Here is a 24,036-nt window from a genome sequence, read left to right as displayed (position 1 = left end):
AATATTCTCTCCTTTTAATATTGATTAATTGTTTTTAACCAATTTTCTTCATTATTTAAAAACTTTTCCACTTCTAGTTCTCCACTCTTATTCATCTTAAAATTTACAACTCCATCAATTTGCTTTTCATTTACCAGAATAGAAAATTTATGAGTTACCCCTTTTAAATCAAACACTGCTTTTTTATTCTTCCCTATTTTTTTATCTTTTTCTCCAGAAATTTTTATCACTATATTTGTACTCATATCTTTATTTTTATAATTATTATTTACAATTAAAGTATGTTCTTGCCCTGTTGAATATAAAATCCAGCCAATTAAACATACAAGAGATAAAAATATCAATATGCTTAATTTTTTTCTCATATAGTTTCCCCCTTGCTATCAGAGATTTCATTTGCTCTTTCTACTCGTCTCTCTCGTTCTCTTCTCCATTCATGCATCACTAAAACTAAAGCTATTATTCCATACGATACAAACACTCTAAAATACTCTCCTATTTGAGCTGATCCCATCAATTCTTTTCCTGCCACAGGAGAAATAATAAACATCATATGAAATAAAATAATTCCCGTTATTGCATTTGGAATACTTGCTTTAACAGCCGATGCTCCTCCAATTAATAAAGCAGCAATAGAAAACATCCCTATTTGTTCATGACTATTGTAAGTATTCATAGTTCCTATATTTTGCAAATATATAATCTGTCCAAATCCTGCAAGCACCGTCGATATTACAATAGCTAAAACTCTTGTTCTATCTACATTTATTCCTGCCGCTCTAGCTATTTCAATATTTTGTCCCACTGCTCTCATATCTTGTCCTAACTTGGTTTTTCTAAACCAAACTATAAATATGCATAAAAGTCCTACTAACAAAAATGTTGCTACAGGTATTTTTTGTCCTAAAACATCTATTTCTAATAGGCTGTCTAATCCTCTTCTAATACCTTGCAAATCTATTGCATTTCTTATTCCACTTCCCCTTGAAAGTATCAATTTTGGATTTGATATCTTTATTATGCTTCCCATTCCATACAAAACAACTAATTGATAAATTCCATTCATAAATAATCCTAAAATCATGGAAGTTATCATCTCTTTTCCTTTAGATTTGTTTAATATATTTCCACTAAAATATCCCAATGCCATTGCTATAGGAGTTGATAAAATCATAGCTAAAAATACTCCTTGATATCCTATTATTCTATACTCTGTTATAAAAATAAGAGCTATTTGTCCAGCCATTGCTCCTAAAACAATACCAAAGTTTAACCCCATTCCAGCTATTATTGGTATTAACAACGATAGAACTAAGAATAAATTTCTATCTAATCTTAATATCATCTCTTGAATTAAGTATTGAGGAGTTAATTTAGATATTGGAATTATTGAAGAAATAAAGATTAAAATAAAAATTGGAACTATATTTTTTTGTAAAAAACTTTTTATTTTTTCCATTATCTCTCCCCTCCTTTTCTAGTTAATGCATAGATTATCATTCCATTTGATATTATAACCCTTATAGTTTCTGACATATCTGTTTTTATCAATCCACTTATTACTATTGGAGTCATTGTTATAACTCCTTGAAACAAAACAGTTCCAACAATAACATTAAATATAGAAGCTTTTCTCACTGAAGCTCCCCCAATTAAAATGGCTGCTATAGCGGGAAATGCCATATAAAAAGGTGCTAAATACAATTGTATAAATCCAAAACTTTGTTGGTAAACAATTATTCCAATTCCTGCTATCATAGTTGACATTATAACTGAATTTATTCTTGCTTTATTAATATCAACACCTATTGATCTAGCAAATTTTTCATTAGATCCAACAGCTTTCATGGCTAATCCATTTCTACTCTTAAAATATTCTTTTATTAAAAATGCCAATAATAAAAAGAATACTATCTCTCCAATATAACTAAAATTTCCTGACGAAGAAAATATTTTACCTAAAATTTTATTCCAATATCCTTCAACACTTATTGTTGTTCTTAATCCCTCTCCACCATATGCCCAAATCATATCAGGTTTTTTAAAAGGTAATACGAGCCACATAATACACATAAATGCAACTGATGAAAAACCAACATATGTTGCTATCATCATCTCTCCACCTTTAACTCTATTTAATATAGAACCATATCCATAACCAAATAGTATTGATATTGGTAATGATATCAATATTGCACCTAAAAATCCAAGTAGTCCAGTTAATCCTAGCTCTATACTTAAAACTGCTCCAAGCAATCCAGCTTCTACACCTAAAGGCATACCAAAGTTTAACCCTGTACCTCCTTGAATCATTGGAATAAGAGACAATACTAATATTATATTCATCCCTACCCTAATTAAAGTATCTTGAAAAGCTACTTTCAGATTAACTCCTACAAAAGGTGCTAGTGTATATAGAGAAAGTAGAAATAAAGCTATTATTATTCTCGGTAATCCTATCTCTTTTATTTTTTTTACTATATTCTCATTCATTTTTGTCCCCCTTAACTCCTGTCATTAATTTTCCAAATTCTAACAGGTCATCCTCTGGAGATAAAATACCTGCAATTTCACCCTCCGTTACAATTGCGATTCTGTCGCAAACTGATCTTAACTCTTCCAATTCTGATGAAGTTAAAATTATTGTCATTCCACTATTTCTATTATATTCTTTCAATGTTTCAAGAACAATTTTTTTTGCTCCAATATCAATTCCTCTTGTAGGTTCTGATATAAAAAGTATATCTGGGTTTATTGTAAAAGCTTTTGCTAAGCAGACCTTTTGTTGATTTCCACCACTTAGCTCTCCTACCCTTTGACTCCCGCTCATACATTTAATCTCTAATTTTTCAATGTAGTGTTGACTATTTTTATCTATTTCTTTTTCATCTATACTTTTTAATAATCCAAAATATCTTTCTTTTAAAAATTTATTTTTTATATATATTGATGGATAAGCTATATTCATACTTATCTTTTCTTCAAGTATAAGTCCCACTTCTTTTCTATCTTCAGATACAAAATACATCCCTTTTTCCAAAGGTATTTTAGGATTATTTAAATTTATTTTTTCATTTTTATATATAACTTCTCCCCCTGCTGGATAAAGCCCCATTACTCCATTCGCTATACCTACCTTTCCTTGACCAGCCATTCCTCCTAATCCTATTATCTCACCTTTTTGAACTTTTAAATTTATATTTTTAGCTTTTTCACCGGGCATATCTACCCATAACTTTTTCATTTCTAAAATAATTTCTGGATTACTCTCTTTTTTTTCTTCTTTTTTAGTTTTCTCTCCTATCTCTCTACCAATCATTAATTTTGTAATTTCATCTACGTTAGTTTCTGATGTTTCTAATTCACTCATCATAATACCATCTCTTAAAACTATAATCCTGTCTGAGACATCCATAATTTCATTTAACCTATGAGTTATAAATATAATTGCTATTCCTTCACTTGCCAACCTTTTCATTGTTTTTAATAAAATTTCAGCTTCTTTTTCTGTTAAAACTGCTGTTGGTTCGTCTAAAACTAATAACCTTACATTTTCTCTCTCTATTTCTCTTGCAATCTCTGTAAATTGCATATGTGCTACAGGCATCTCATTAACTTTAGTATCTACATTCAAATCAACTCCTAAATGTGATATTGCAACCTTTGCTCGTTCTCTATCTTTTTCAAAATCTATTTTACTTATTCTTTCTCCAAATATCTCTTTTACAAAAGATTTCTTTAAACTTTCTCTATTTAGAACTATATTCTCTGAAGCCTTAAATCCTGGAATTAAAGAAAATTCTTGATGAACCATTCCTATTCCCGCATTTAAAGCATCAAAAGAGCTTTTAAAATGTACTTTTTTACCTTGAAAAATCATCTCTCCGTTATATCCACCAGTTTCTTCTATTAGAGACATTCCAAAAATTATCTTCATTAAAGTAGATTTTCCTGCACCATTTTCTCCAACAAGACCTACTATTTCTCCCTCTTTTATTGTAAAATTTATATCTTTTAATACTGTGTTTTCTCCAAAACTCTTAGATACTCCTGACATTCTTAAAAGTTCTTTTTGCATTATATCACTCCCTTTTATACCTCTATCAAAAATTTTGACCACTAGTCAGGTAAAGTCTAGTGGTCAAAAATTTCAATTATTTTATTGAAAAATATTTTTCTGGCACTTCTAGTTCTGTCATTTTTAAATAACCTTTTCCTAAAACATATGTATCTTGGTATAACAAATAGAAATTCTCTCGCTCTACTCCTCTAACATCTACATAATTACTTCCATTCCACTGAGCTCCTGGAGTATTTTTTGCTAAAACTTCTTTTAAAGCATCAAAATCATCTATTTGAGCTTTTCCATCTAGTACTTCTTTTGCTAAATCAACTAAAGAAACTGTAACAGAGAAATTGTATGAATAAGCCCATGTTCCCATTCTTTTTGCTCCACCTTTTTCTCCCACAGTTTTTTCAACTTTTTCTAAAATCTTTGGCCAATTCCCTTTTTCATCCTCTGTAAATTGTATCCCTAAAGCTCCAGGGTATCCCATTGTAGGCGATGGTAAATCCGCCTCAACAAAGTATCCACCTTTCTCTGCAACTCTTTTTAATAAAGGCTCTGTATGAGCATCATTTGTTGCAAAAAAAGCTGTTTTATCTCCATATTTAGTTATCCAATTTGGAACTTGTTCTAAGATAAATTGTTGTGCTCCTGCTACTCCTACATCACTTACAGGATCTGGAGCTGTCATTTCAATAAACTCCATTCCTAAATCATTTGCAGCAACTTTCATTACATTTCTTCTTTTTGACAGAAGCTCATAGCTCATATGTCTAGGAAATGAAATATGCATAAACTTATCTGCTCCCATCTCTTTTGCTGCTTTTACTATTAAATAACCTCTTGCTATACTATCTGGATTCACAACTAAATCCGAAACTTCTCCAATCATTTCAGGATCTTCGTGTGGTGAATTTGCTAAAAGTAAAATATCTGGTCTTTTTTCTCTAATTCTTCTAAACGCTTCCACTGTTCCTGGAATTGCTTCTCCTACAACAATAGCTTTCATTTTAGGATCATCTGCTAAACTTACCATTTGAGAAATTGTCGTTTCCATCTCTTGCATAAAATTATCTGGATAAGTTACATGTACTATCTCTCCACCCTTATCTGCTGGTCCATATAATTTTATGGCCTCTTCAGCTCCTCTTAATCCATCTTCTGATTGAGAAACTGTCCCTGTTATTACTCCAATATGATATGGTGCTTGTCCCATACTAACTACTGATAATAAAAAACTCATTAAAATTAAAAAAATTTTTTTCATAAATCCTTATCCCTCCCTATAACTTTATTTTAATTTTTATTATTTGAATTAATATATTTTATATTATAGTTTTTTAAAAATATATTTTTATTATATATATATTAATATCATATATAGTTATTATTAATATAGATTCTAATTTTTCTTGTATACTATTTTTTTAGTATTTTTGTCTATTTTTTATTTTTACAAAAAATAAAAAAACTGCAATACTGCAGTTTTTTCTTACACTTTTATTTTGCTAAATCATATATTGCTTGAACATATATTTTTAACCAAGTATCTAATTTATCTAATTCTAAATACTCATTTTTTTGATGCATATTATCCTCTTGATCTTTTAATAAAGCTCCAAATGCAACTCCATTTGTTACAGCTCTAGCATACGTTCCGCCACCAATAGAAACTGGTTCTGCATCTACGTCACCTGTTATGTCTTTATATATATCCATTAATGTTGTCACTAAGAAGCTATCTTTAGGAACATATAGTGGATTCTTTGCTGACCTTACTGTAACATTTAAATTTTTAGTTTTTGCTCTTTTTTCTACTTGATCAATTACTTGTTCTTTTGTAAATGTAACTGGATATCTAATATCAAATCCAAACATTACATTTTTACCTTCACACTCAATTTTACCAATAGTTAATGTTAATACTCCAGATGGTTCATCTTCAAAATTAATTCCTAATCTCTCTCCTGAATATTCCATCTTTATATACTCATTGAAGAATTCTACTAAATTTTTTAGTTTTTCATCTTCTATTTTTAAAGTTGACAAGAAACTAAATAAAGCTGATATTGCATTATAACCATTTGCTGGTCTAGCTCCATGAGAAGCTTTTCCTAAAGAAACTATTTCTATTTTTTCATCTTTTTCAGTCGCTACTATCTTAAAATCTTTTCCTTCGTTATATTTTTCTAAATTTAAAAATATTTCATCTTTCATTGACAATGGAAATAACCCTATCGCAGAATCTGGAACTGAATTAAATGCTACTCCACCTTTTATTGAAAAATTTAATTCTTCTTGATACTCTTGACTCAGCATTAAGTGTAAAATTCCTTTTTCGGCATAAGTTACAGGAAATGATGAGTCTGGAGTAAATGCCATTGCTGGTTGTGGCATATTTAATTTTCCAAAATAATGGTTCATACATCCCCAGCCAGTTTCTTCATTAGCTCCCACTATCACTCTAACTTTTCTATTTAATTTAACTCCTGAATCTTTAATAGCTTTTAATGCATATAAGGCAGCAATTGTAGGACCTTTATCGTCTAAAACTCCTCTTCCATACATTTTTCCATCTACTATTTTTGCTTCATATGGTGGATGATCCCATCCTTTTCCCTCAGGTACAACATCCACATGTCCAAGAATCCCTATCATCTCTTCATCTGAACCTACACCAAAATCAATACACCAAAATCAATATGACCTGCATAATTATCAAAATTTTCAACTTCAAAACCTAATTTTTTTCCTAAATCTAACATATGCTCTAGAGCCTTTGCAGGTCCTTCTCCAAAAGGCATTCCTTCTAATGGTGCCTCTTGCACGCTTTTAATTCTAACTGACTCCTGAATTGATTTAACAACATCATCTTTGTAATTTAGTACAAACTCTTGTAAATTCAAAACTATTCACCTCTCCCCTTTACTTTTACATCATTTACATCTATTAATGTATCTCTATATTTAGTATAGAAATATCTTACATACTCATACTCAAAAGGACTTCCAGTCCCATAGTATCTAAAATTCTGATTTTCTTTTCTTGCATTAATTGCTCCCATCGTAGTAACTCCTGGGTTATTAACATCAAAACCAACAGGTTGATCATATGGATTTATCTCTGAAACACTTACTATTCCTGCTGCTTTCCCTGCTGTATCTCTAAGATTGGATGGTCCAAAACCAGGTAATACCAAGTATGGTCCATTTCCAACTCCATATTTTGCTAAAGTTAATCCAAAATCTTCGTATGTTTTTGGTAATTCCAAAGCAGATGCCACATCAAATAATCCTAAAATACCAATTGTTGAGTTTATTCCAAATCTAACAAAAGTTATTGTAGCTTTTCTTCCTTCAAATTGTAATATTGAATTTATAAACGTATTAATTTCTTGTAAATTTGAAAAGAAATTAGACACACCTTTTTGAACAAATTTTGGTGCTATAAATTCATAAGTATTAACAGCTGGAATTAAAACATATTTATCTAAATAATAATTAAAGTAGTATATTCTTCTGTTCAAAGGTTCTAACGGATCATAAACTTCTATAAATTTAGTTCCATTTATCTCCTTCTTTTCTACAACTTCACTTCTTATTCCTTCTGGTTCATATATAATCTCTTTTCCATTTCCTAATTTTAAGTATTCATTACTCTTTAAATGAGTATGTTGATTTAAGCTTTCTTTTTTTTCAAAATTTTTTTCAGAAATATCATTTTTGGTTTTTAAGGGAGAACAGCTAATAAAAAATATGCAACTTATCATTAAGCCTAACTTTTTATAATTCATTGTTGAACACCCCCTTCTCTAAAAACTCTAACATTTTATCCACATTAGTTTGATAAAACATGTTTCCACAATGTCCCCCATAAGGATATATCAAACTTCTTTCTTTAAATACATTTTTTATAAAACTTCTATCCTTATCAGATAAAATAAAATCATCTTCATTGGTTACTGCTACTATTTTATCTTCTTTCTCTAAATAACTTTTAATTATTCTCAAATCTCCATATTTTAAAACATCGTTAAAAGTTAAATCTCCACCTAATATTTTTAAATAATATGGATAAGCTAATTTATTTAAATAATCACTAAAGTTTGCAAAATTAATGCTTTCAAAATAAGGATACATTTTTGAAAACTTTCCCGGAGTTGTATTTGAATACACATGAGTACCATTTATTTGATCTACAATATAGTTTAAATCAATTGATGTTAAATTAAAAGCAAGTCCTATTAATCTTTCCATCTCTTTATTAGATAATTCTTGTTTTTCAAAAATTGAGTATATTCCTTCTTCTGTTATTTGTAAATCACTAGGTGAGATGTTCTTTTTTACTACTTCCATTACTTCATCAATAATTTCTACTATTTGCCCTTTATTTTCTATATTTTTTGATAACATATTATCTAAAGTAGTTGCTGAATAGTATAAATTAACAGATGGATTAACCATATAAACTCTTTTAAAATTAAAATCTTTTCCTTGAGAATCTAAATAAGATAAAATAGCTGAGTGCGTTGCTCCCATACTATATCCCATTAAATAAGTGTCTGTTATTTCAACTTTCTCCTCTTTTTTTACTTTTTCTAACATATCTCCCATAATATTATATAAATCTAAACCGTCCTGAATCAAAACTCCAGGTACCTGACTATTTGATACGTTTAATATAAAATTAGAATTAAACACTGACGTTACAGTTAGTACATGATATCCTGCATTGTAAAATATCTTTTGAAAGTTTTTTGTTCTTGTAGAGTTATATGCAGATCCTGTTCCTGATAAAACAAAAATTAAAGGAGCTTTCCCTTTTTGTTTACTTAAAGAAAAATTAAATCCTTTGTCAAACCACATATTTGCAGGTACTTTATTACTTCTTTCTAACATAATTTTGAATTCCTTAGTTGGCACTTCATTTGGTATTCCTTTTGCCATAATCTTAGAACTTCCAACTATTGTTGCCACATATGGATTTTTCATTGGAAATTTATACTCAGCAAAAATATTTACCGTTAGAATTAACATAAATATTACTCTCATACATCTTCTCATTATAAAAATTCCCCTCCTTAAAATAAGATTAAATAATTTTTTTCAGCTCTTCTAAAACTCCATTTTCATTGTTACTTTTTGCTATAAAATTTGATATTTTCTTTATTTCTTCATGTGCATTTTCCATTGCAAAACTATATTTACCCTTTTTTAGCATTTCTAAATCATTTAAATAATCTCCAAAAATCATAGTTTCTTCATAATTTACTCCCAACTCTTTTTGAAGAGCCTCTAATGCTATCCCTTTATTAGATTCCAAATGACTTATATCTAACCAAATTTCACCTGAAACAACAATTTGGCAATCTTTTTCATTTTCTATATAGGGATACACATTTCTTTCTGTTCCACTTAAGTCACAATAAGTAATTTTTATTATTTCATCATCTATAAAATCTAAAAGATTTGAAACAACTTTTCTTTCCTCATAATATTTTTCTACTTCTGTAACAAATTCTATTTCAGTCGATTCAATATATGCAGATTTCTTACCACATAATACCACATTTGTTGTAGGTATCTTTCTTCCTATTTCAACATATTTTTTTATTATCTCTTTAGATAATATTCTTGAATATATTTCTTTTTCTTTTTCTACAACATAACTCCCATTTTCAGCAATAAAAACTATTTTATTTTTTATCTTATCAAAATTTTTTCTTAAATTTTGATATTGCCTTCCACTAGCTACAACAAATTTAATACCCTTTTTCTCCATTTCTGAATGAATCTCCCAAAATTCATTTGAAAACTCTTTTTTATCATTTAAAAATGTTCCATCCATATCTGTAACAACTAGTTTTATCATCAAAATCTCTCCTAATACTTATTTATTGTCTAATCTATTTCTTACATCATATAAAATAATCCCTGTGGCCATAGCTACATTTAATGATTCTGCACTTCCGTAAATCGGAATTATTACTTTCTCATCACTTTTTAACAATATATTTTGAGAAATTCCATCACCTTCATTTCCAAATACAAATGCATTTTTTTCTTCTAATCTCATTTTTGTATATGGAATAGAATCTTTTTCTAAGGCTGTAGCTATTATTTTATACCCTTTCTCTTTCAATAGATGTATGGTATCTTCCTCTTCTAAATAGTAGATATTTATACTTAAAATTGATCCCATACTGCTTCTTACAGTTTTTTCATTGTAGCAATCTACGCTTCCCTTAGTTAAGATTATATCCTTAAATCCTGCTGCATCTGCTACTCTTATAATTGTTCCTAAATTTCCGGGATCTGCTACTCTATTTAAGACAACAATATTTTTATCTAAATAATCCAATTTTTGTTCTTTAGAATTATAGCAAATGATAACTCCTTGAGAATTTTCTTGTGAACTTAACTCTTTAAATAATTTTTCGCTTAAAATTATTTTTTTACATTGAAATTTTTCAGATAATTTTATACTTTCTTCTGAAACTCCCTCTTTAAATATTATTACTTTAGGAATCTCTTCAAATTCCAAAAATTTTCTTCCTTCTGCCAAAAATAATTTATCCAGTTCTCTATATTTTTTTGCTTTTAACTTTTTTAAACTCTTGAAAAGTTCATTGTCTTTACTTGTTATTATATCCAATATTATATCTCCTAAAACTAATTATATTTTACATAAGATTATACATTAATTTTGTCCTATTTTCTAGTTAAATAATCTTTAGCTGTAATTATTCTTGACTATCTTTAAAAAATATAATACAATTTTTAGCGGTTATATAATTTATATTTTAGGGAGGTTTAAGTGAAAAAAATAATAACTTTATTATCTTTAGTTTTCCTACTACTTTCATGTGGTAACGAAAAACAAAAAAATGAGAATGTTCTTTATCTTTATGGATGGGCTGATTATATTCCCACTAAAATTTATGAAGATTTTGAAAAAGAAACGGGTATTAAAGTAATTGAAGATATTTATTCATCAAATGAAGAGATGTTTGCTAAAATTAAGGCTGGAGGATCTGGATATGATATCTTAACACCTTCAACTGATTATGCTGAAATTTTAATGAATGATGGAATGCTTGAAAAACTTGATAAGTCTAAATTGCCATCATTAAATAATATAGATCCTATGGTATTTGAAAAGCTGCAGTACTTTGATTCTAATAATGATTATGCTTTTCCCTTTGCAATGGGTGCTACAACTATAGCAGTAAACACTAAATACGTTAAAGATTTTCCAAAAGATTTCACAATTTATAACAATGCTGAATATAAAGGAAAAATGACTTTACTAGATGATATGAGAGAGGTTATGACTTCTGCTTTAGGAACTTTAGGATATCCTCAAACAACTGAAGATGAAGCTGCTATATCTCAAGCTGCTAATCTTGTAAAAGAATGGAAAAAAAATATTGCCAAATTTGATTCTGAATCTTTTGGTAAAGGTTTTGCTAATGGTGATTTCTGGGTTGTACATTGCTATCCTGATAATGTTTTAAACGAATTAACTCCAGAACAGTTAGAAACAACTGAATTTATAATTCCGGAAAAAGGTGGTACAGCTTATATTGATTCGTTTGTTATCCCAAAAACTGCACCAAATAAAGAAGCTGCATATAAGTTTTTGGATTTTGTACAAAGACCTGAAAACTATAAGCTAATTGCAGAGCATTTAAGAATTCCATCTATAAATGTTCCTGCTAGAGAACTTATCACTGTTGAACCTCTATATTCAATAGATGATTTAAGACATACTGAAATTTTAAGAGATATTAAAAATACACTAGATCTTCAAAGTAAATATTGGCAAGAAATTCTTATTGATTAATATTAAAAGTCTAACTTAAATTTTTAAGTTAGACTTTTTTATTTCTTGTAACACTCTTATTTATAGTGTATAATTTTAGAAAAGAATACAATTAGGAGGACCCCCTATGAATTTTAATATTAGAAGAAATGAACTAGTTGAAATTTTCTCTGAATTTATTAATATTTTAAAAGATAATCCAATTAAACCGATTATTTCTGGTTTAAAAATAGAATCAAATAGTGGTAAAGTAACGTTTACAGGTACTAACCTTGACATTAACTATATAAAAACTATCTATTGCGAAACAATTGAAGATGGTGTAGTTATTTTTAAACCAAATTTAGCTTTAGAATATATTAAGCTTTTAGATGATGAAACTATTAATTTATCATCTAAAAATGATATTCTTTCTATTCATTTAGCTGAGTTTACTTTATTATATAACGATAATTTTCCTGAAAATTTAAAACTTCCACTTGTTGATGAAATTGCAAAAATTTCACCTCAAGAACTTTATAAAAGTTTTGAAAGAACAAAATTTTCGGTTGCTCCTTCAACAGAAAATTTAGCAATAAATTGTATTAGAACTCTTTTTAGAGAAGATAGAATCTCTTTTGTATCAACAGATTCATATAGATTAACTTATTTAAAAACGGATAACAAATCTCTTTTAGAAAAGGATTTTTCAATTCCTCTTGAATCTGTTAATATTTTGTGTAAATTAATCAAAGATTTAAATGAAGATATAACTATTGGTTCAAATGGTGAGAACCTTATTTTCTTATGGAAAAATACTTACTTCCTTACAAAAGTAACTACTCTTCCATTTCCTAATTTTGATGCTATCCTTTGTGGAAATAGTTTCAGTAAAGAGATGGAGTTTAATTACAATGATTTCAAAAGTGCTTTAAAAAAGGTTTTAACAGTGGCAAGAACTAGTAATGAATCAAAAAATGGCGCTATCTTAGAATTCAAAGGAAAAAAACTTTCTATTTCTGCCTCTTCTGGTAAAGCAAAAATTAATCAAAAAGTTGATATGATTAAAAATGGAGATGATTTTAAATGCTCTCTTAATATAAAATTCCTTTTTGAATTTGTTGAAAATTTAAATAATAATGTTTTTATTAAAGGAAATACTTCTTCAGCTATGTTTGAAATTACTGAAGGAGATAACAGTTCTTATAAATATATTTTAATGCCTCTTGCACTAAGAGACTAACACTCAATTTTAGGCGGTTTTTTATGATAAAAATTTACAAAAGTCATAATGATATTTTAGAAAAAAAACTTTTCTCAATTTCTGAAACACTTGAAGTTGAAAAATTAACTGAAAAAAATACATGGATTCATCTTTCAAATCCTACAGAGGAAGAGATTAGAGTTGTTACTAATAGCTTTGATATTCCTGAAGAACATATTCGAGCAGCTCTTGATGAAGAGGAAAAAGCTCGTTTGGAAATTGATGATGATATAATCTTAGTTATTATTGATGTTCCTATCCATGATGAGAATAATCGTTGTTCTTTCACTACTGTTCCACTTGGAATAATTTTATTGAAAGATCATATTTTAACCGTATCCACTGTCAAACTCTCTCTTATTGAAGAGTTTGTTCAAGGAAGAATTAAAAGTTTTTTTACATTTAAAAAAACAAGATTTATTTTACAAATGCTTTTTAGAAACTCTACATATTTCTTACTTTACCTAAAACAAATTGGAAGAATAAGTGATAACATCGAAAGGCAACTAAAAAATAATCTTAGAAACCAAGAACTTATGCTTCTTCTTGAATTGGAAAAAAGTTTGGTTTATTTTACTACATCTTTAAAATCAAATGAAGCCGTTCTTGAGAGAATGATGAGAACTGAAATTGTAAAAAGATATCCAGATGATTTAGAACTTCTTGAAGACGTTATAATAGAAACTAAACAAGCAATTGAAATGGCCAATATTTATTCAAGTATTCTAGGTAGTACTCGAGATGCTTTTTCTACTGTTATGTCAAATAACCTTAATATAGTAATGAAAAAACTTACTTCTATTACAATTGTGTTTGCTATTCCTACCGTTGTTTCTGGACTTTGGGGAATGAACGTAGGTGGAGTTCCTTTTGCTTCAGATACCTATGGTTTTCTTTGGGTTCTACTTGTAGCATTTGCTTGTGGAATTATAATAACATGGATTTTATTTAAAAAAGAACTATTTTAATTGAAAAGGCTCTGTTAATCAGAGCCTCTTTTATTACTTATTTTTTCTTATTTCTATTATTTTTTGTGCTAAATTTTCTTGAAGCTCCTCATATTTTAAAAAGCTATATTCAAATCTTCCTCTACCCTGAGTTAATGATTTTAAATCTATTGCATATTTTAATATCTCGCTTTCGGGAACTTCTACAATTAAAAGCTGCTCAGAGTAAGCTTTTGGTTCCATTCCTAAAATTCTTCCTCTTCTTTTATTCATATCTCCCATAATATCTCCTATATATTCATCAGGAGCTACTATTTCCATTTTTACAATTGGCTCTAATATGACACACTTAGCTGTCTCCATTCCTTTTCTAAAGGCTAATATGGCTGCTTGTTTAAATGATATTTCATTTGAATCTACAGGATGATAAGACCCATCATACAGTGTTGCCTTTATGTTTATTACTGGATAACCTGCTAATTTACCTTTATTTTTTGCTTCTAACAATCCCTTTTCTACTGCTGGAATGTAAGTTTTAGGAACTACTCCACCATGAATATTATCATAAAATCCAAACTCGTCACTATTAGGTTCGAACTTTATAAATACTTCTCCAAATTGTCCTGCTCCTCCTGATTGTTTTTTATGTCTACCTTGGGCTTCAACACTATTTTTAATTGTTTCTCTATAGGAAACTTCTGGTTCTTTCAATAAAGCATTCACACCAAATTTATTTTCAAGTTTATTAAGAAGTATATTCAGATGTTTTTCTCCTTGTCCACCAATTATTAGCTCTTTTGTTTCATAATTTCTTCCTATTGAAAAAGAGGGATCCTCATCCATTAACCTTTGAAGAGCTCCACTTAACTTATCATCATCACTTTTTTCTTTTGGAACAATGGACATATATAAACATGGCTTTGGAAACTCTATTACTTGATATAAAATGACATTATCTTTATCACATAGGGTATCTCCCGTCTGAGCCTCTTGAATCTTTGTCATAGCACCTATATCTCCTGCTCTTACCTCTTCTGCTGGTAATTGTTTTCCACCTCTAAAGAATGAAATATTTCCTACTTTAACTTTTACTCCTTTATTTGAAATTAATACTTCATCATCTTTTTTAATAACTCCTGAATTAACCTTAAATAACGATATTTTTCCCATATATGGATCTACTATCGTTTTAAATATAACTGCAGAGAACGGCTCATCAACTGCAACTTTTCTTGTTAGCATCTCACTTTTATTTGTCGTATAACCTATTTTAATACCTCCATTTACCTCTAAAGGTGTTGGTAAATAGTTATATAGCATTTCAAAAAGAGTTCGAACACCTATTCCATTACTTGCTGATCCAATGATAACAGGAACAATTTCTCCACTAACAACACCATTATGTAACCCCTGCTTAATTTCTTCCTCAGTAAAATCCTCTCCTGAAAAATACTTATTTAAAAGGTTTTCATCAGTCTCAGCAATTGCCTCTAATAAAAGATTTCTTACTTCTGCCACATCTATATCTTCTGGAATTGGAGCATCTTCACATGACTCACCATTAAAAATTCTCCCTTTTAAATCCACAACATTTACAAAACCTTTAAACTCCTCTTCAAATCCTATTGGTATACAAAATGGTGCTACTTTTTTACCAAATTTTTCTTTCATATCATAAAGAAGTTTCTCATAATTATGGACTCCTTTATTCATCTTATTAATAAAAATAACTCTTGGAATACCAGCTTCTTCAAGCAATCTCCAGGCTCTCTCTGTTCCTACTTCCACTCCTGCTGCACCATTGATAACTAAAACTGCTCCTCCTGAAACTGCCAAAGCTGATGAAACCTCTCCTGAAAAATCTGAATATCCTGGTGTATCTAGTATATTGTATTTATGTCCTAAATATTCAAGAGGTATAACTGACGTATTAATTGAAAATCCCTGTTTCATTTCCTCTTTATCAAAATCTGATATACTTGTTTGAGAGTCAACACTCCCCATTTTAGGGGTTGTATTAGATATGTATAGCATGGCCTCTACTAAGCTACTTTTTCCACTTCCACGATGCCCCAAAAGAGTTATATTTCTTATCTCACTCATTTCATAACTAATCATAATTGTTCCTCCTATTTTAAGAGATTTTTTACGTTAGTACTTATATAGCTAATATTTCTTAATAAGTCAATAGCAATTTCTAAAACATATAAAAAAAGCCGAGAATTAATCTCGGCTTAAATAACTAAATATTAGTTCATTTTGTCTACTAAAGACTTTCCAGCTTTAAACTTTACAGTTTTCTTAGCTTCTATTTTAATTTCTTCTCCAGTTTTAGGGTTTCTTCCAGTTCTTTCAGGTCTTTCAACTACCTCAAATTTTCCCCATCCGATGAAGTTGATTTCCTCTCCAGCTTGTAAAGTCTCCTCTATTGTAACTAGAACTGAATCTAACTTTCTTTCTGCTTCAGCTTTTGAAGAGAATACACCTTTTTCAAATAATACTTTTGCGAATTCTTTTTTTGTCATTATATTTTCCTCCTAAAATGCTTCTATTATTGTAATTAAGTACAGTCATTTATATCATATAAACCAATTAATTTCAAATGTTTTTTAGGTTTTTTTGGATTTTTTTGACAATTTGGTATATAATCAAATCATACCAAAGGAAAGGATGTTCTTAATATGATTAAAAAAATAGTTTTTTTGTTTTTAACCCTTGTTTTATCTTCGTGCACATCGCTAAAATACAGTGTTAATTCGTCTAAATACAAATCAAAATCTTATAATGAAAGAGTTAGATTTGTTATTTTACACTACACTGCTTTAAATGATGAACGTTCAATCACTGCTTTAACAAAAAATAATGTTAGCTCTCATTATCTAGTTACTCAAGAAAGGTATGATTCTGTTTACTCTTTAGTTCCTGATACTCAAAGAGCTTGGCATGCTGGAACTAGTTCCTTTGATGGTTACAAAAATCTAAATGATAATTCAATTGGAATTGAAATCTCTAATTTAGGTTATTCAAGTGCTAGTAAACAAAAAACAGCAAATTTAAAAGAGGGTATTGTTGATACAACTATGTTTTACCCATATAATGATGCTCAAGTTTTTAAAATTGGAATGTTATTAAAAGAACTTACTGCTAAATATAAGATTAATCCTAAATACATTTTAGGACATTCTGATATTGCTCCTACTAGAAAGTTTGATCCTGGTCCAAAATTCCCATGGAAACATCTTTATGACCATTATGGTGTTGGTGCTTGGTTTGAGAAAAAAGATTTTAATGCTTTTTATTCACAAGATCTTTTTAATTCATATTCAGCTAAAGATTTAAAAGATGAATTACGTAAATATGGGTATGATATTAATTCCACTGATAATTGGGATTTACAAAGTAAAAAAGTGGTTTCTGCATTCCAGATGCATTTTAGACCTAGAAAAGTTGATGGTGTTTTTGACCTTGAAACTTTTGCTATTATAAAGGCATTAAATAAAAAATACAAATAATTTTATTGACAAAATAACTATTGATGTTTTATAATCAAGTCAACAATAATAAAATATGATAGATAAACTTCAGGGCAGGGTGAGCTTTTAATTAGCAATTCCCGACCGGCGGTGATAGTCCGCGAAACCTTCGGGTTTGATTTGGTGAAACTCCAAAACCGACAGTATAGTCTGGATGGAAGAAGTGTTTTTTTTATGCACAATTTTCTAATTTATTTATTTTTAAGCCCGAAGTCTATCTTCGGTTTTTTTTTATAAAAAATTTGAGGAGGACTAAAAATGGTAAAAATTTATGAGGGAAATTTTATAGGTGAAAATTTAAAGGTAGGTATCGTTTGTGCTAGATTCAATGAATTTATTGTATCTAAACTTTTATCTGGTTCAATTGATGCTTTAAAAAGACATTCAGTTAACGAGGAAAACATACATGTTTCTTGGGTTCCAGGAGCTTTTGAAATTCCTCTTATTGCAAAAAAAATGGTTGAAACTAAAAAGTTTGACGTTGTTATTGCTCTTGGAGCTGTAATTAGGGGAGCTACTCCACATTTTGATTATGTTTGTTCAGAAGTTTCTAAAGGTGTAGCATCAATATCTTTAGATTCTGGAATTCCTGTAATTTTTGGTGTATTAACAGTTAATTCAATTGAAGAAGCTATTGAAAGAGCTGGTACAAAAGCCGGAAATAAAGGATTTGAAGCTGGACTTTCTGCTATTGAAACTGTTAATCTTATTAGAAGTATTTCAGAGGAATAATTATGCATAATTACTTTATGGAAATAGCTATTAATGAAGCTAAAAAAGGTATAGGTGCTGTTAATCCTAATCCGCTTGTTGGAGCTGTTCTAGTTAAAGATAATAAAATTCTAGCAATGGGACACCATGAGTTTTATGGTGGCCCACATGCTGAAGTTAATACTTTAAATAAATCTAATGACACTGAAGGATGTACTCTCTATGTTACTTTAGAACCTTGTTCTCACTATGGGAAAACACCACCTTGCACCAAACTTATTATTAGCTCTAAAATAAAAAGATGCGTTATTGCAACTTTAGACCCTAATCCATTAGTTAGTGGCCAAGGTGTAAAACAATTAGAGGAAGCTGGTATTGAAGTTATCATTGGGGTTTTAGAAAATGAAGCTAGAAATTTAAATAAAGTTTTCTTTAAGTATATAGAAAATAAAATTCCATATATTTTTATAAAAGCTGGGATAACGCTTGATGGTAAAATAGCCACTCAATCTTTTTCTTCACAATGGATTACAAATTCTTTAGCTCGAAATAAAGTAGAAAAATATCGAAACTTTTTCTCTGGAATTTTAGTTGGAGCCAATACTGTTATTCAAGACAATCCATCTCTTAGATGTAAAGTTCTGGGTAACCGTAATCCTTATAGATTAATTTTAGATAAAGATTTAATTATCTCAGAAAAATATAGTATAATAAGTAATAACGAAGATCAAAAAACTTTTATTATTACATCTGAAAAAAATATTAATTTAGAAAAGTTTCAATTATTTTCAGAAAAATTTTCAATTAAATTTATAACTTTTTCAGAAAATGAAAATTTAAAGGATATTTTAAAAAAAATTGGTTCTTATAATATTGATTCTATATTAGTCGAAGGTGGCTCAGGAGTAATCTCATCTTTTTTTAAAGAAGAGATTTATGATGGTGGAGAAATTATTATTGCTCCTAAAATACTAGGAGATGGTCTTGCTATACCATTTTTAAATGGTTTTTCTCCTAATATGATTGATGAAGGAATTACTTTGAAAAATATTAAAATAAATATTTATGATGATAATGTTGGATTTGAGTTTTATAAGGAGGAAGGATGTTTACCGGTTTAATTGAAGAGCTTGGAAAAGTTATTTCTATTGATAAAACTCCACAAGGTGCAAATATAACTATCTCATGTAATAAAGTTTTACAAAAGGCAGCTATTGGAGATAGTATTGCTACAAACGGTGTTTGTTTAACTGTTGTTAAACTATCTAATACGGCTTTTACAGCTAATATAATGAATGAATCTTTAAAAGTTTCATCTTTAAAAAATTTAAAGATTGGAGATTTAGTCAATTTAGAAAAATCTTTAACTTTACAATCCTATTTAGGCGGACATCTTGTCACAGGAGATGTTGATTGTTGTGGAAAAATAACCTCAATATCCAATGATGGGTTTGCACAAAAATATACAATTGAAATCCCTTTAGAGTTTATGAAATATGTTGTTTATAAGGGACGTATTACTCTTGATGGAGCTAGTTTGACTGTTGCCTCATTAAATGATTCAACTCTAACAGTTTCATTAATTCCTCATACACAAAAATCTATAACTTTAGGTTTTAAAAATGTTGGAGATATTATAAATATTGAAACTGATTTAATTGCAAAACATCTCGAAAAATTACTCCTAAGCAGAGAAAAAACAGATGAAAAATCTAGTTCAAATATTTCCAAAAGTTTTTTAGCTGAAAATGGATTTTTCTAATATTAAGGAGGTTTAACATGTTTAATAAAATAGAAGATGCTATTAATGATTTAAAAAATGGAAAGTTAATAGTCGTTGTTGATAATGAAGATAGAGAAAACGAGGGAGACCTTGTTGGTATTGGAGATATTATCTCTAAAGAAAATATTAATTTTATGATAAAATATGGAAGAGGTTTAGTTTGTGTTCCTCTTGAAGAAAAAAGAGCTAAAGAGCTTGACTTAACTCCTATGGTTTTTAATAATAGTGATTCTCATCAAACTGCTTTTACAGTTTCTGTAGATTCTTTAGCTGGAACTACTACTGGAATCTCTGTTGAAGATAGATATAATACTATAAGAGATTTGGCTTTTAATTCTAAATCTGGCAATGATTTTAAAAAACCAGGTCATATATTTCCTCTAATAGCTAAAAATGGCGGAGTAATCGAAAGACCGGGACACACTGAAGCTTCTGTTGACCTTGCTAAATTAGCAGGTTTTAACGGTTGTGGTGTTATTTGTGAAATTATAAAAGAAGATGGCGAAATGGCACGTGTTCCTGACTTAATTGAATTTTGTAAGCTTCATGATTTAAAGATGATTACAATTGAAGATTTAATTGAATATAGAAAAAAAAATGAGTTCCAAACTGAATTAGTTTGCGAAGCACCTTTACCTACAAAACATGGAACATTTAGACTAATAGGTTTTTCAAATACTATTGATTACAAAGAACATGTTGCATTAGTTTATGGAGATATTGATAATCAAGAGGACGTCCTTTTACGTGTTCATTCAGAATGTTTAACAGGTGATGCCTTTGGTTCATTAAAATGTGATTGTGGTAGTCAATTAGATAAAGCTCTTGAAAATATTGTTAATCACGGATCTGGAGTACTTTTATATATGAGGCAAGAAGGTAGGGGTATTGGTCTTCTTAACAAAATAAAAGCTTATAATCTTCAAGCTCAAGGCAAGGATACTGTTGAAGCTAATACTTTATTAGGGTTTGACCCTGATTTAAGAGATTTTGCTGTAGCTGCTCAAATGATAAAGCTTTTAAATATAAGAAGTATTAATCTAATGACCAACAACCCTAAAAAAATAAATGATTTAGAAAAGTATGGTATTAAAATTAATCATAGAACACATATTGAATTTCCTTCAAATAGCTGTAATTCTAAATATTTAAAAACTAAAAGGGAAAAAATGAATCATTTATTTAAAATAAACTAAAAAAAGGCTTGAGTTTACTCAAGCCTTAATCTTTTAAATCTTCTAAAACCATCAAATAATATTCTATACCACTTTCTAGTTTTTCTTTATCTTTTTTTGAATAATCACTAGTTGAAACTTTTGTCTTTAAGTCTTTAAATTGACTCTCTAACTCTTCTCTCTCTTTTTCTTTAAAAGGTTTTGCTACCATATCATAAAATTCATTTTGATAACTTTTATACTCACCTTTTATTCCTAATGAAAAACATCCTGTAAATAATAACATACTCAATATTAATAAGTATTTCATTATATCTACTTCCTTCTTTTTGTTTCTTCTGTAAAAAACACTAAAAAATTATATATATCTTTCGATATATATTCCCATGTATGATATTCATTTTCATAAATTTTCCCTTTGAAATCTAATCCATATTTTTTGGCTCTACCTACAACATCAAGCCATTGCTGAAACATTAAATAAGGTTTTTTATCTTCTGAACCAACACTTAAATAAAACTTTTTCCCTTTATATCTTTCAGGATTGGTTTTTTTAATTATACTATACGGATCATTTTTTAAAATTTTATATCCCCAAGGACTAAATACTTTCATGAAATGAGCTTTATTTACATCATTAAATAAAAATTTTGGTACATATAAATATCTAAAAATTCTCATAACCCTACGATTTATACTCATTCTAATTAAACTTATAGCCCCTGAAAAACTGGCTATAACATCATACGATTCTAAATTTTTAAGTCCAATTTTTAATGCACCATAGCCACCCATAGAAAATCCACCAATACCTTTTTTAGAATTAGGATATTCTTGTTCGATAAAACTTGTCAAATCTTTTGAAAAAAATTCTTCATATTGATGAGATTTATCATTATAAAAATTAGTATACCAACTTTCACCATTATATCCTGAGTCTGGAAGAATAAAAATAATATCTTTTACTTTTCCTCTTTTCTTTAAACTTAGGTAATTTTCACGTAATTTTGCTTTATATATCCAATCTTCAGCTTTATCTCTTATTCCATGAAGAAGAACTAAACACAAGGGAGTCTCTAATACTCCCTTTGGTTTTACTATTAACACCCTCATCTTTTCAGTTGCGTACTTAGTTTCTAAATATTTTTCTTCTATAGTGAACTCATCTGATAGTTCTTTATGTGAAAAATCTAAATATTTAGATTTTGTATCTATTATTTTTTCAACTTGAGAAAAATTAAGAACTCTTTTTAATTTTCTATTTAATTTAAAATTATATGGATATGTTACAGTATAAAAAAGTAGAGAAATAAAAACTAGAAAAACTAGTATTTCTAATATCATTCTTCTTCCTCAGTAATTAAAACTCAGCGTTATTTGGAGTTCTAGGGAATGGTATTACGTCTCTTATATTTGTTATTCCTGTTACATACATAATCATTCTTTCAAATCCTAATCCATATCCTGAATGAGGGAAACTTCCAAATCTTCTTAAGTCTAAATAGAATCCATAATCATCAGCACTTAATCCAGCTTCTGCCATTCTCTCTTCTAGTACATCTATATTATCTTCTCTTTGAGATCCACCTATTATCTCTCCAATTCCTGGAGCTAATAAATCCATTGCTCTAACTGTTTTTCCATCTTTATTTAATTTCATATAAAATGCCTTAATTTCTTTTGGATAATCTGTTACAAATACAGGTCTTTTAAAATATTCTTCTGATAAAAATCTTTCGTGCTCACTTTGTAAATCAATTCCCCATTCAACAGGATAATCAAACTTCTTTCCTGAGTTTACTAAAATATCTATTGCTTCTGTATATGTTACTCTTCCAAAATCATTATTTAATACATTATTTAATTTATCAAATAATCCTTTTTCAATAAACTGATTGAAAAATTCCATTTCTTCAAGACATTCATCCATTACATACTTAATTATATATTTTACCATTGCTTCTGCTAGTTCCATATTACCCTCTAAATCTGCAAAAGCTATTTCTGGTTCTATCATCCAAAATTCAGCAGCATGTCTCGAAGTATTTGATTGTTCTGCTCTAAATGTTGGCCCAAATGTGTATATATTTCTAAATGCAGAACAATAAGTCTCTCCATTTAACTGACCACTTACTGTTAAATTTGTTTCTTTTCCAAAGAAGTCTTTTGTTACATCAACCTTCCCTTCTTCAGTTTTAGGTACATCATTTAAATCAAGAGTTGTTACTCTAAACATCTCTCCTGCACCCTCACAATCTGATCCTGTAATGATTGGTGTATGTGTATATACAAATCCATTCTCTTGGAAAAACTTATGAATTGCATAAGCTAAAACTGATCTCACTCTAAATACTGCAGAGAATGTATTTGTTCTAGGTCTTAAATGTGCGATTGTTCTTAAGAACTCAAAAGAGTGTCTTTTATTTTGTAATGGATAATCTAAATCAGCTTTTTGGAAAATTTCAATCTCTTTAGCTTGGATTTCAAAATTTTGTCCTGCACCTTGAGATTTAACTACTATACCTTTTACAATTATTGACGATGATATTGAAAGTCTTGAAATTTCGTCAAAATTTGGTAAATTTGTATCAAATACTATTTGTACACCTTTGAAAAAACTTCCATCATTTAATTCTATAAATCCAAAGTTTTTTTGTGATCTTATTTTTCTTACCCAACCTGATAATTCAACTTCCTGGTCTAAATACTTCTCTGTTTCTCTATAAAGAGTTTTAACTAATTGTTTCATCATTT

Annotated in this window: 22 protein-coding genes, 1 pseudogene and 1 riboswitch; of the genes and pseudogenes, 8 read left to right on the top strand and 15 right to left on the bottom strand. The window is 28.8% G+C overall.

Annotation, left to right across the window (positions count from 1 at the left end; translation table 11 throughout):
- Positions 1 to 14: 14 nt before the first annotated feature.
- The 10 genes and pseudogenes from HMPREF0202_RS01530 to HMPREF0202_RS01485 all read right to left on the bottom strand — a co-directional run bounded on the left by HMPREF0202_RS01530 (position 15) and on the right by HMPREF0202_RS01485 (position 10,720).
- The gene (locus HMPREF0202_RS01530; RefSeq protein ID WP_023049833.1) at positions 15 to 365 is read right to left on the bottom strand and encodes a DUF6672 family protein; all 351 of its coding nucleotides are present in this window, start codon (positions 363 to 365) and stop codon (positions 15 to 17) included.
- Positions 362 to 1,459: an ABC transporter permease gene (locus HMPREF0202_RS01525; protein ID WP_023049832.1), complete on the bottom strand. Its 1,098-nt coding sequence runs from the start codon at positions 1,457 to 1,459 to the stop codon at positions 362 to 364. The genes HMPREF0202_RS01530 and HMPREF0202_RS01525 overlap by 4 nt, the downstream gene beginning before the upstream one ends.
- On the bottom strand, positions 1,459 to 2,493 hold the full coding sequence (locus HMPREF0202_RS01520; protein ID WP_023049831.1) for an ABC transporter permease subunit: 1,035 nt from the start codon (positions 2,491 to 2,493) through the stop codon (positions 1,459 to 1,461). Before HMPREF0202_RS01520 ends, HMPREF0202_RS01525 begins: the two co-directional genes overlap by 1 nt.
- Positions 2,486 to 4,078 (bottom strand): sugar ABC transporter ATP-binding protein, encoded by a 1,593-nt coding sequence (locus HMPREF0202_RS01515; RefSeq protein ID WP_040406044.1) that lies wholly within the window; start codon positions 4,076 to 4,078, stop codon positions 2,486 to 2,488. The genes HMPREF0202_RS01520 and HMPREF0202_RS01515 overlap by 8 nt, the downstream gene beginning before the upstream one ends.
- A 76-nt stretch (positions 4,079 to 4,154) precedes the next feature.
- On the bottom strand, positions 4,155 to 5,309 hold the full coding sequence (locus tag HMPREF0202_RS01510) for a DUF3798 domain-containing protein (protein ID WP_370523841.1): 1,155 nt from the start codon (positions 5,307 to 5,309) through the stop codon (positions 4,155 to 4,157).
- Between the two features lie 257 nt (positions 5,310 to 5,566).
- A pseudogene (gene pepV / locus HMPREF0202_RS01505) lies at positions 5,567 to 6,972 on the bottom strand (dipeptidase PepV).
- A 2-nt stretch (positions 6,973 to 6,974) separates the two neighbouring features.
- The gene (locus tag HMPREF0202_RS01500; protein ID WP_023049826.1) at positions 6,975 to 7,859 is read right to left on the bottom strand and encodes an MlaA family lipoprotein; all 885 of its coding nucleotides are present in this window, start codon (positions 7,857 to 7,859) and stop codon (positions 6,975 to 6,977) included.
- A complete protein-coding gene (locus HMPREF0202_RS01495; RefSeq protein ID WP_040406042.1) occupies positions 7,849 to 9,129 on the bottom strand; it encodes a hypothetical protein in 1,281 nt (426 codons plus the stop codon). The genes HMPREF0202_RS01500 and HMPREF0202_RS01495 overlap by 11 nt, the downstream gene beginning before the upstream one ends.
- A 28-nt stretch (positions 9,130 to 9,157) precedes the next feature.
- Positions 9,158 to 9,937 carry a Cof-type HAD-IIB family hydrolase gene (locus tag HMPREF0202_RS01490; protein ID WP_023049824.1) on the bottom strand — a complete coding sequence of 260 codons (780 nt, stop codon included), beginning with the start codon at positions 9,935 to 9,937 and terminating at the stop codon, positions 9,158 to 9,160.
- Positions 9,938 to 9,955: 18 nt separating this feature from the next.
- On the bottom strand, positions 9,956 to 10,720 hold the full coding sequence (locus tag HMPREF0202_RS01485; protein ID WP_023049823.1) for a TrmH family RNA methyltransferase: 765 nt from the start codon (positions 10,718 to 10,720) through the stop codon (positions 9,956 to 9,958).
- 162 nt (positions 10,721 to 10,882) lie between these two features.
- Between HMPREF0202_RS01485 and HMPREF0202_RS01480 the strand changes: the two genes are divergently transcribed.
- The 3 genes from HMPREF0202_RS01480 (at position 10,883) to HMPREF0202_RS01470 (ending at position 14,101) form a co-directional block, all read left to right on the top strand.
- Complete coding sequence (locus HMPREF0202_RS01480) at positions 10,883 to 11,911, top strand: extracellular solute-binding protein (protein WP_023049822.1); 1,029 nt, start codon at positions 10,883 to 10,885, stop codon at positions 11,909 to 11,911.
- 106 nt (positions 11,912 to 12,017) lie between these two features.
- On the top strand, positions 12,018 to 13,112 hold the full coding sequence (locus HMPREF0202_RS01475; protein WP_023049821.1) for a DNA polymerase III subunit beta: 1,095 nt from the start codon (positions 12,018 to 12,020) through the stop codon (positions 13,110 to 13,112).
- 23 nt (positions 13,113 to 13,135) lie between these two features.
- Positions 13,136 to 14,101 carry a magnesium transporter CorA family protein gene (locus tag HMPREF0202_RS01470; protein ID WP_023049820.1) on the top strand — a complete coding sequence of 322 codons (966 nt, stop codon included), beginning with the start codon at positions 13,136 to 13,138 and terminating at the stop codon, positions 14,099 to 14,101.
- Between the two features lie 33 nt (positions 14,102 to 14,134).
- On the opposite strand, the gene fusA is transcribed toward HMPREF0202_RS01470, so the two are convergent.
- Together fusA and HMPREF0202_RS01460 are read right to left on the bottom strand one after the other, a co-directional pair.
- Positions 14,135 to 16,198, bottom strand: coding sequence for an elongation factor G (gene fusA / locus HMPREF0202_RS01465; RefSeq protein WP_023049819.1), 2,064 nt, complete (start codon positions 16,196 to 16,198; stop codon positions 14,135 to 14,137).
- A gap of 131 nt (positions 16,199 to 16,329) precedes the next feature.
- Positions 16,330 to 16,605, bottom strand: a complete 276-nt coding sequence (locus HMPREF0202_RS01460; protein WP_023049818.1) for an HU family DNA-binding protein — start codon at positions 16,603 to 16,605, stop codon at positions 16,330 to 16,332.
- Positions 16,606 to 16,761: 156 nt separating this feature from the next.
- Here HMPREF0202_RS01460 and HMPREF0202_RS01455 point away from each other — a divergent pair, with 156 nt between their 5' ends.
- The 5 genes from HMPREF0202_RS01455 (at position 16,762) to HMPREF0202_RS01435 (ending at position 21,303) form a co-directional block, all read left to right on the top strand.
- Positions 16,762 to 17,592, top strand: a complete 831-nt coding sequence (locus tag HMPREF0202_RS01455; RefSeq protein WP_023049817.1) for an N-acetylmuramoyl-L-alanine amidase — start codon at positions 16,762 to 16,764, stop codon at positions 17,590 to 17,592.
- A 61-nt stretch (positions 17,593 to 17,653) separates the two neighbouring features.
- Positions 17,654 to 17,783: riboswitch (FMN riboswitch) on the top strand.
- Positions 17,784 to 17,871: 88 nt separating this feature from the next.
- Positions 17,872 to 18,345 (top strand): 6,7-dimethyl-8-ribityllumazine synthase, encoded by a 474-nt coding sequence (gene ribH / locus HMPREF0202_RS01450; RefSeq protein WP_023049816.1) that lies wholly within the window; start codon positions 17,872 to 17,874, stop codon positions 18,343 to 18,345.
- A 2-nt stretch (positions 18,346 to 18,347) separates the two neighbouring features.
- Positions 18,348 to 19,445 carry a bifunctional diaminohydroxyphosphoribosylaminopyrimidine deaminase/5-amino-6-(5-phosphoribosylamino)uracil reductase RibD gene (gene ribD / locus HMPREF0202_RS01445; protein WP_245576438.1) on the top strand — a complete coding sequence of 366 codons (1,098 nt, stop codon included), beginning with the start codon at positions 18,348 to 18,350 and terminating at the stop codon, positions 19,443 to 19,445.
- Positions 19,430 to 20,086 (top strand): riboflavin synthase, encoded by a 657-nt coding sequence (locus HMPREF0202_RS01440; protein WP_023049814.1) that lies wholly within the window; start codon positions 19,430 to 19,432, stop codon positions 20,084 to 20,086. Before ribD ends, HMPREF0202_RS01440 begins: the two co-directional genes overlap by 16 nt.
- Positions 20,087 to 20,103: 17 nt before the next feature.
- On the top strand, positions 20,104 to 21,303 hold the full coding sequence (locus tag HMPREF0202_RS01435) for a bifunctional 3,4-dihydroxy-2-butanone-4-phosphate synthase/GTP cyclohydrolase II (RefSeq protein ID WP_023049813.1): 1,200 nt from the start codon (positions 20,104 to 20,106) through the stop codon (positions 21,301 to 21,303).
- Between the two features lie 25 nt (positions 21,304 to 21,328).
- Here HMPREF0202_RS01435 and HMPREF0202_RS01430 read toward each other — a convergent pair whose 3' ends face one another.
- The 3 genes from HMPREF0202_RS01430 to asnS are packed head-to-tail and all read right to left on the bottom strand — an operon-like array spanning position 21,329 to position 24,034.
- Positions 21,329 to 21,592, bottom strand: coding sequence for a hypothetical protein (locus HMPREF0202_RS01430; protein WP_040406041.1), 264 nt, complete (start codon positions 21,590 to 21,592; stop codon positions 21,329 to 21,331).
- Between the two features lie 5 nt (positions 21,593 to 21,597).
- Positions 21,598 to 22,626, bottom strand: coding sequence for an alpha/beta hydrolase (locus tag HMPREF0202_RS01425; protein WP_023049811.1), 1,029 nt, complete (start codon positions 22,624 to 22,626; stop codon positions 21,598 to 21,600).
- A 16-nt stretch (positions 22,627 to 22,642) separates the two neighbouring features.
- The gene (asnS, locus tag HMPREF0202_RS01420) at positions 22,643 to 24,034 is read right to left on the bottom strand and encodes an asparagine--tRNA ligase (protein ID WP_040406040.1); all 1,392 of its coding nucleotides are present in this window, start codon (positions 24,032 to 24,034) and stop codon (positions 22,643 to 22,645) included.
- Between the last annotated feature and the right edge of the window lie 2 nt (positions 24,035 to 24,036).

This window comes from Cetobacterium somerae ATCC BAA-474 (genome assembly GCF_000479045.1).
GTDB lineage: Bacteria > Fusobacteriota > Fusobacteriia > Fusobacteriales > Fusobacteriaceae > Cetobacterium_A > Cetobacterium_A somerae.
Note: the sequence above shows the minus strand (reverse complement) of the source record. Positions and strands in the feature narration are given on the sequence as shown.

Excerpts from the sequence above, each read along its gene's own strand:
- HMPREF0202_RS01530 (WP_023049833.1), bottom strand. The coding sequence starts at position 365 with ATGAGAAAAAAATTAAGCATATTGATATTTTTATCTCTTGTATGTTTA.
- HMPREF0202_RS01525 (WP_023049832.1), bottom strand. The coding sequence starts at position 1,459 with ATGGAAAAAATAAAAAGTTTTTTACAAAAAAATATAGTTCCAATTTTT.
- fusA (WP_023049819.1), bottom strand. The coding sequence starts at position 16,198 with ATGATTAGTTATGAAATGAGTGAGATAAGAAATATAACTCTTTTGGGG.
- HMPREF0202_RS01440 (WP_023049814.1), top strand. The coding sequence starts at position 19,430 with ATGTTTACCGGTTTAATTGAAGAGCTTGGAAAAGTTATTTCTATTGAT.
- HMPREF0202_RS01425 (WP_023049811.1), bottom strand. The coding sequence starts at position 22,626 with ATGATATTAGAAATACTAGTTTTTCTAGTTTTTATTTCTCTACTTTTT.
- asnS (WP_040406040.1), bottom strand. The coding sequence starts at position 24,034 with ATGATGAAACAATTAGTTAAAACTCTTTATAGAGAAACAGAGAAGTAT.
- HMPREF0202_RS01515 (WP_040406044.1), bottom strand. The coding sequence starts at position 4,078 with ATGCAAAAAGAACTTTTAAGAATGTCAGGAGTATCTAAGAGTTTTGGA.
- HMPREF0202_RS01455 (WP_023049817.1), top strand. The coding sequence starts at position 16,762 with ATGATTAAAAAAATAGTTTTTTTGTTTTTAACCCTTGTTTTATCTTCG.
- HMPREF0202_RS01470 (WP_023049820.1), top strand. The coding sequence starts at position 13,136 with ATGATAAAAATTTACAAAAGTCATAATGATATTTTAGAAAAAAAACTT.
- ribD (WP_245576438.1), top strand. The coding sequence starts at position 18,348 with ATGCATAATTACTTTATGGAAATAGCTATTAATGAAGCTAAAAAAGGT.
- HMPREF0202_RS01510 (WP_370523841.1), bottom strand. The coding sequence starts at position 5,309 with ATGAGTTTTTTATTATCAGTAGTTAGTATGGGACAAGCACCATATCAT.
- HMPREF0202_RS01460 (WP_023049818.1), bottom strand. The coding sequence starts at position 16,605 with ATGACAAAAAAAGAATTCGCAAAAGTATTATTTGAAAAAGGTGTATTC.
- HMPREF0202_RS01490 (WP_023049824.1), bottom strand. The coding sequence starts at position 9,937 with ATGATAAAACTAGTTGTTACAGATATGGATGGAACATTTTTAAATGAT.
- HMPREF0202_RS01435 (WP_023049813.1), top strand. The coding sequence starts at position 20,104 with ATGTTTAATAAAATAGAAGATGCTATTAATGATTTAAAAAATGGAAAG.
- HMPREF0202_RS01475 (WP_023049821.1), top strand. The coding sequence starts at position 12,018 with ATGAATTTTAATATTAGAAGAAATGAACTAGTTGAAATTTTCTCTGAA.
- HMPREF0202_RS01500 (WP_023049826.1), bottom strand. The coding sequence starts at position 7,859 with ATGAATTATAAAAAGTTAGGCTTAATGATAAGTTGCATATTTTTTATT.
- HMPREF0202_RS01430 (WP_040406041.1), bottom strand. The coding sequence starts at position 21,592 with ATGAAATACTTATTAATATTGAGTATGTTATTATTTACAGGATGTTTT.
- HMPREF0202_RS01495 (WP_040406042.1), bottom strand. The coding sequence starts at position 9,129 with ATGAGAAGATGTATGAGAGTAATATTTATGTTAATTCTAACGGTAAAT.
- ribH (WP_023049816.1), top strand. The coding sequence starts at position 17,872 with ATGGTAAAAATTTATGAGGGAAATTTTATAGGTGAAAATTTAAAGGTA.
- HMPREF0202_RS01520 (WP_023049831.1), bottom strand. The coding sequence starts at position 2,493 with ATGAATGAGAATATAGTAAAAAAAATAAAAGAGATAGGATTACCGAGA.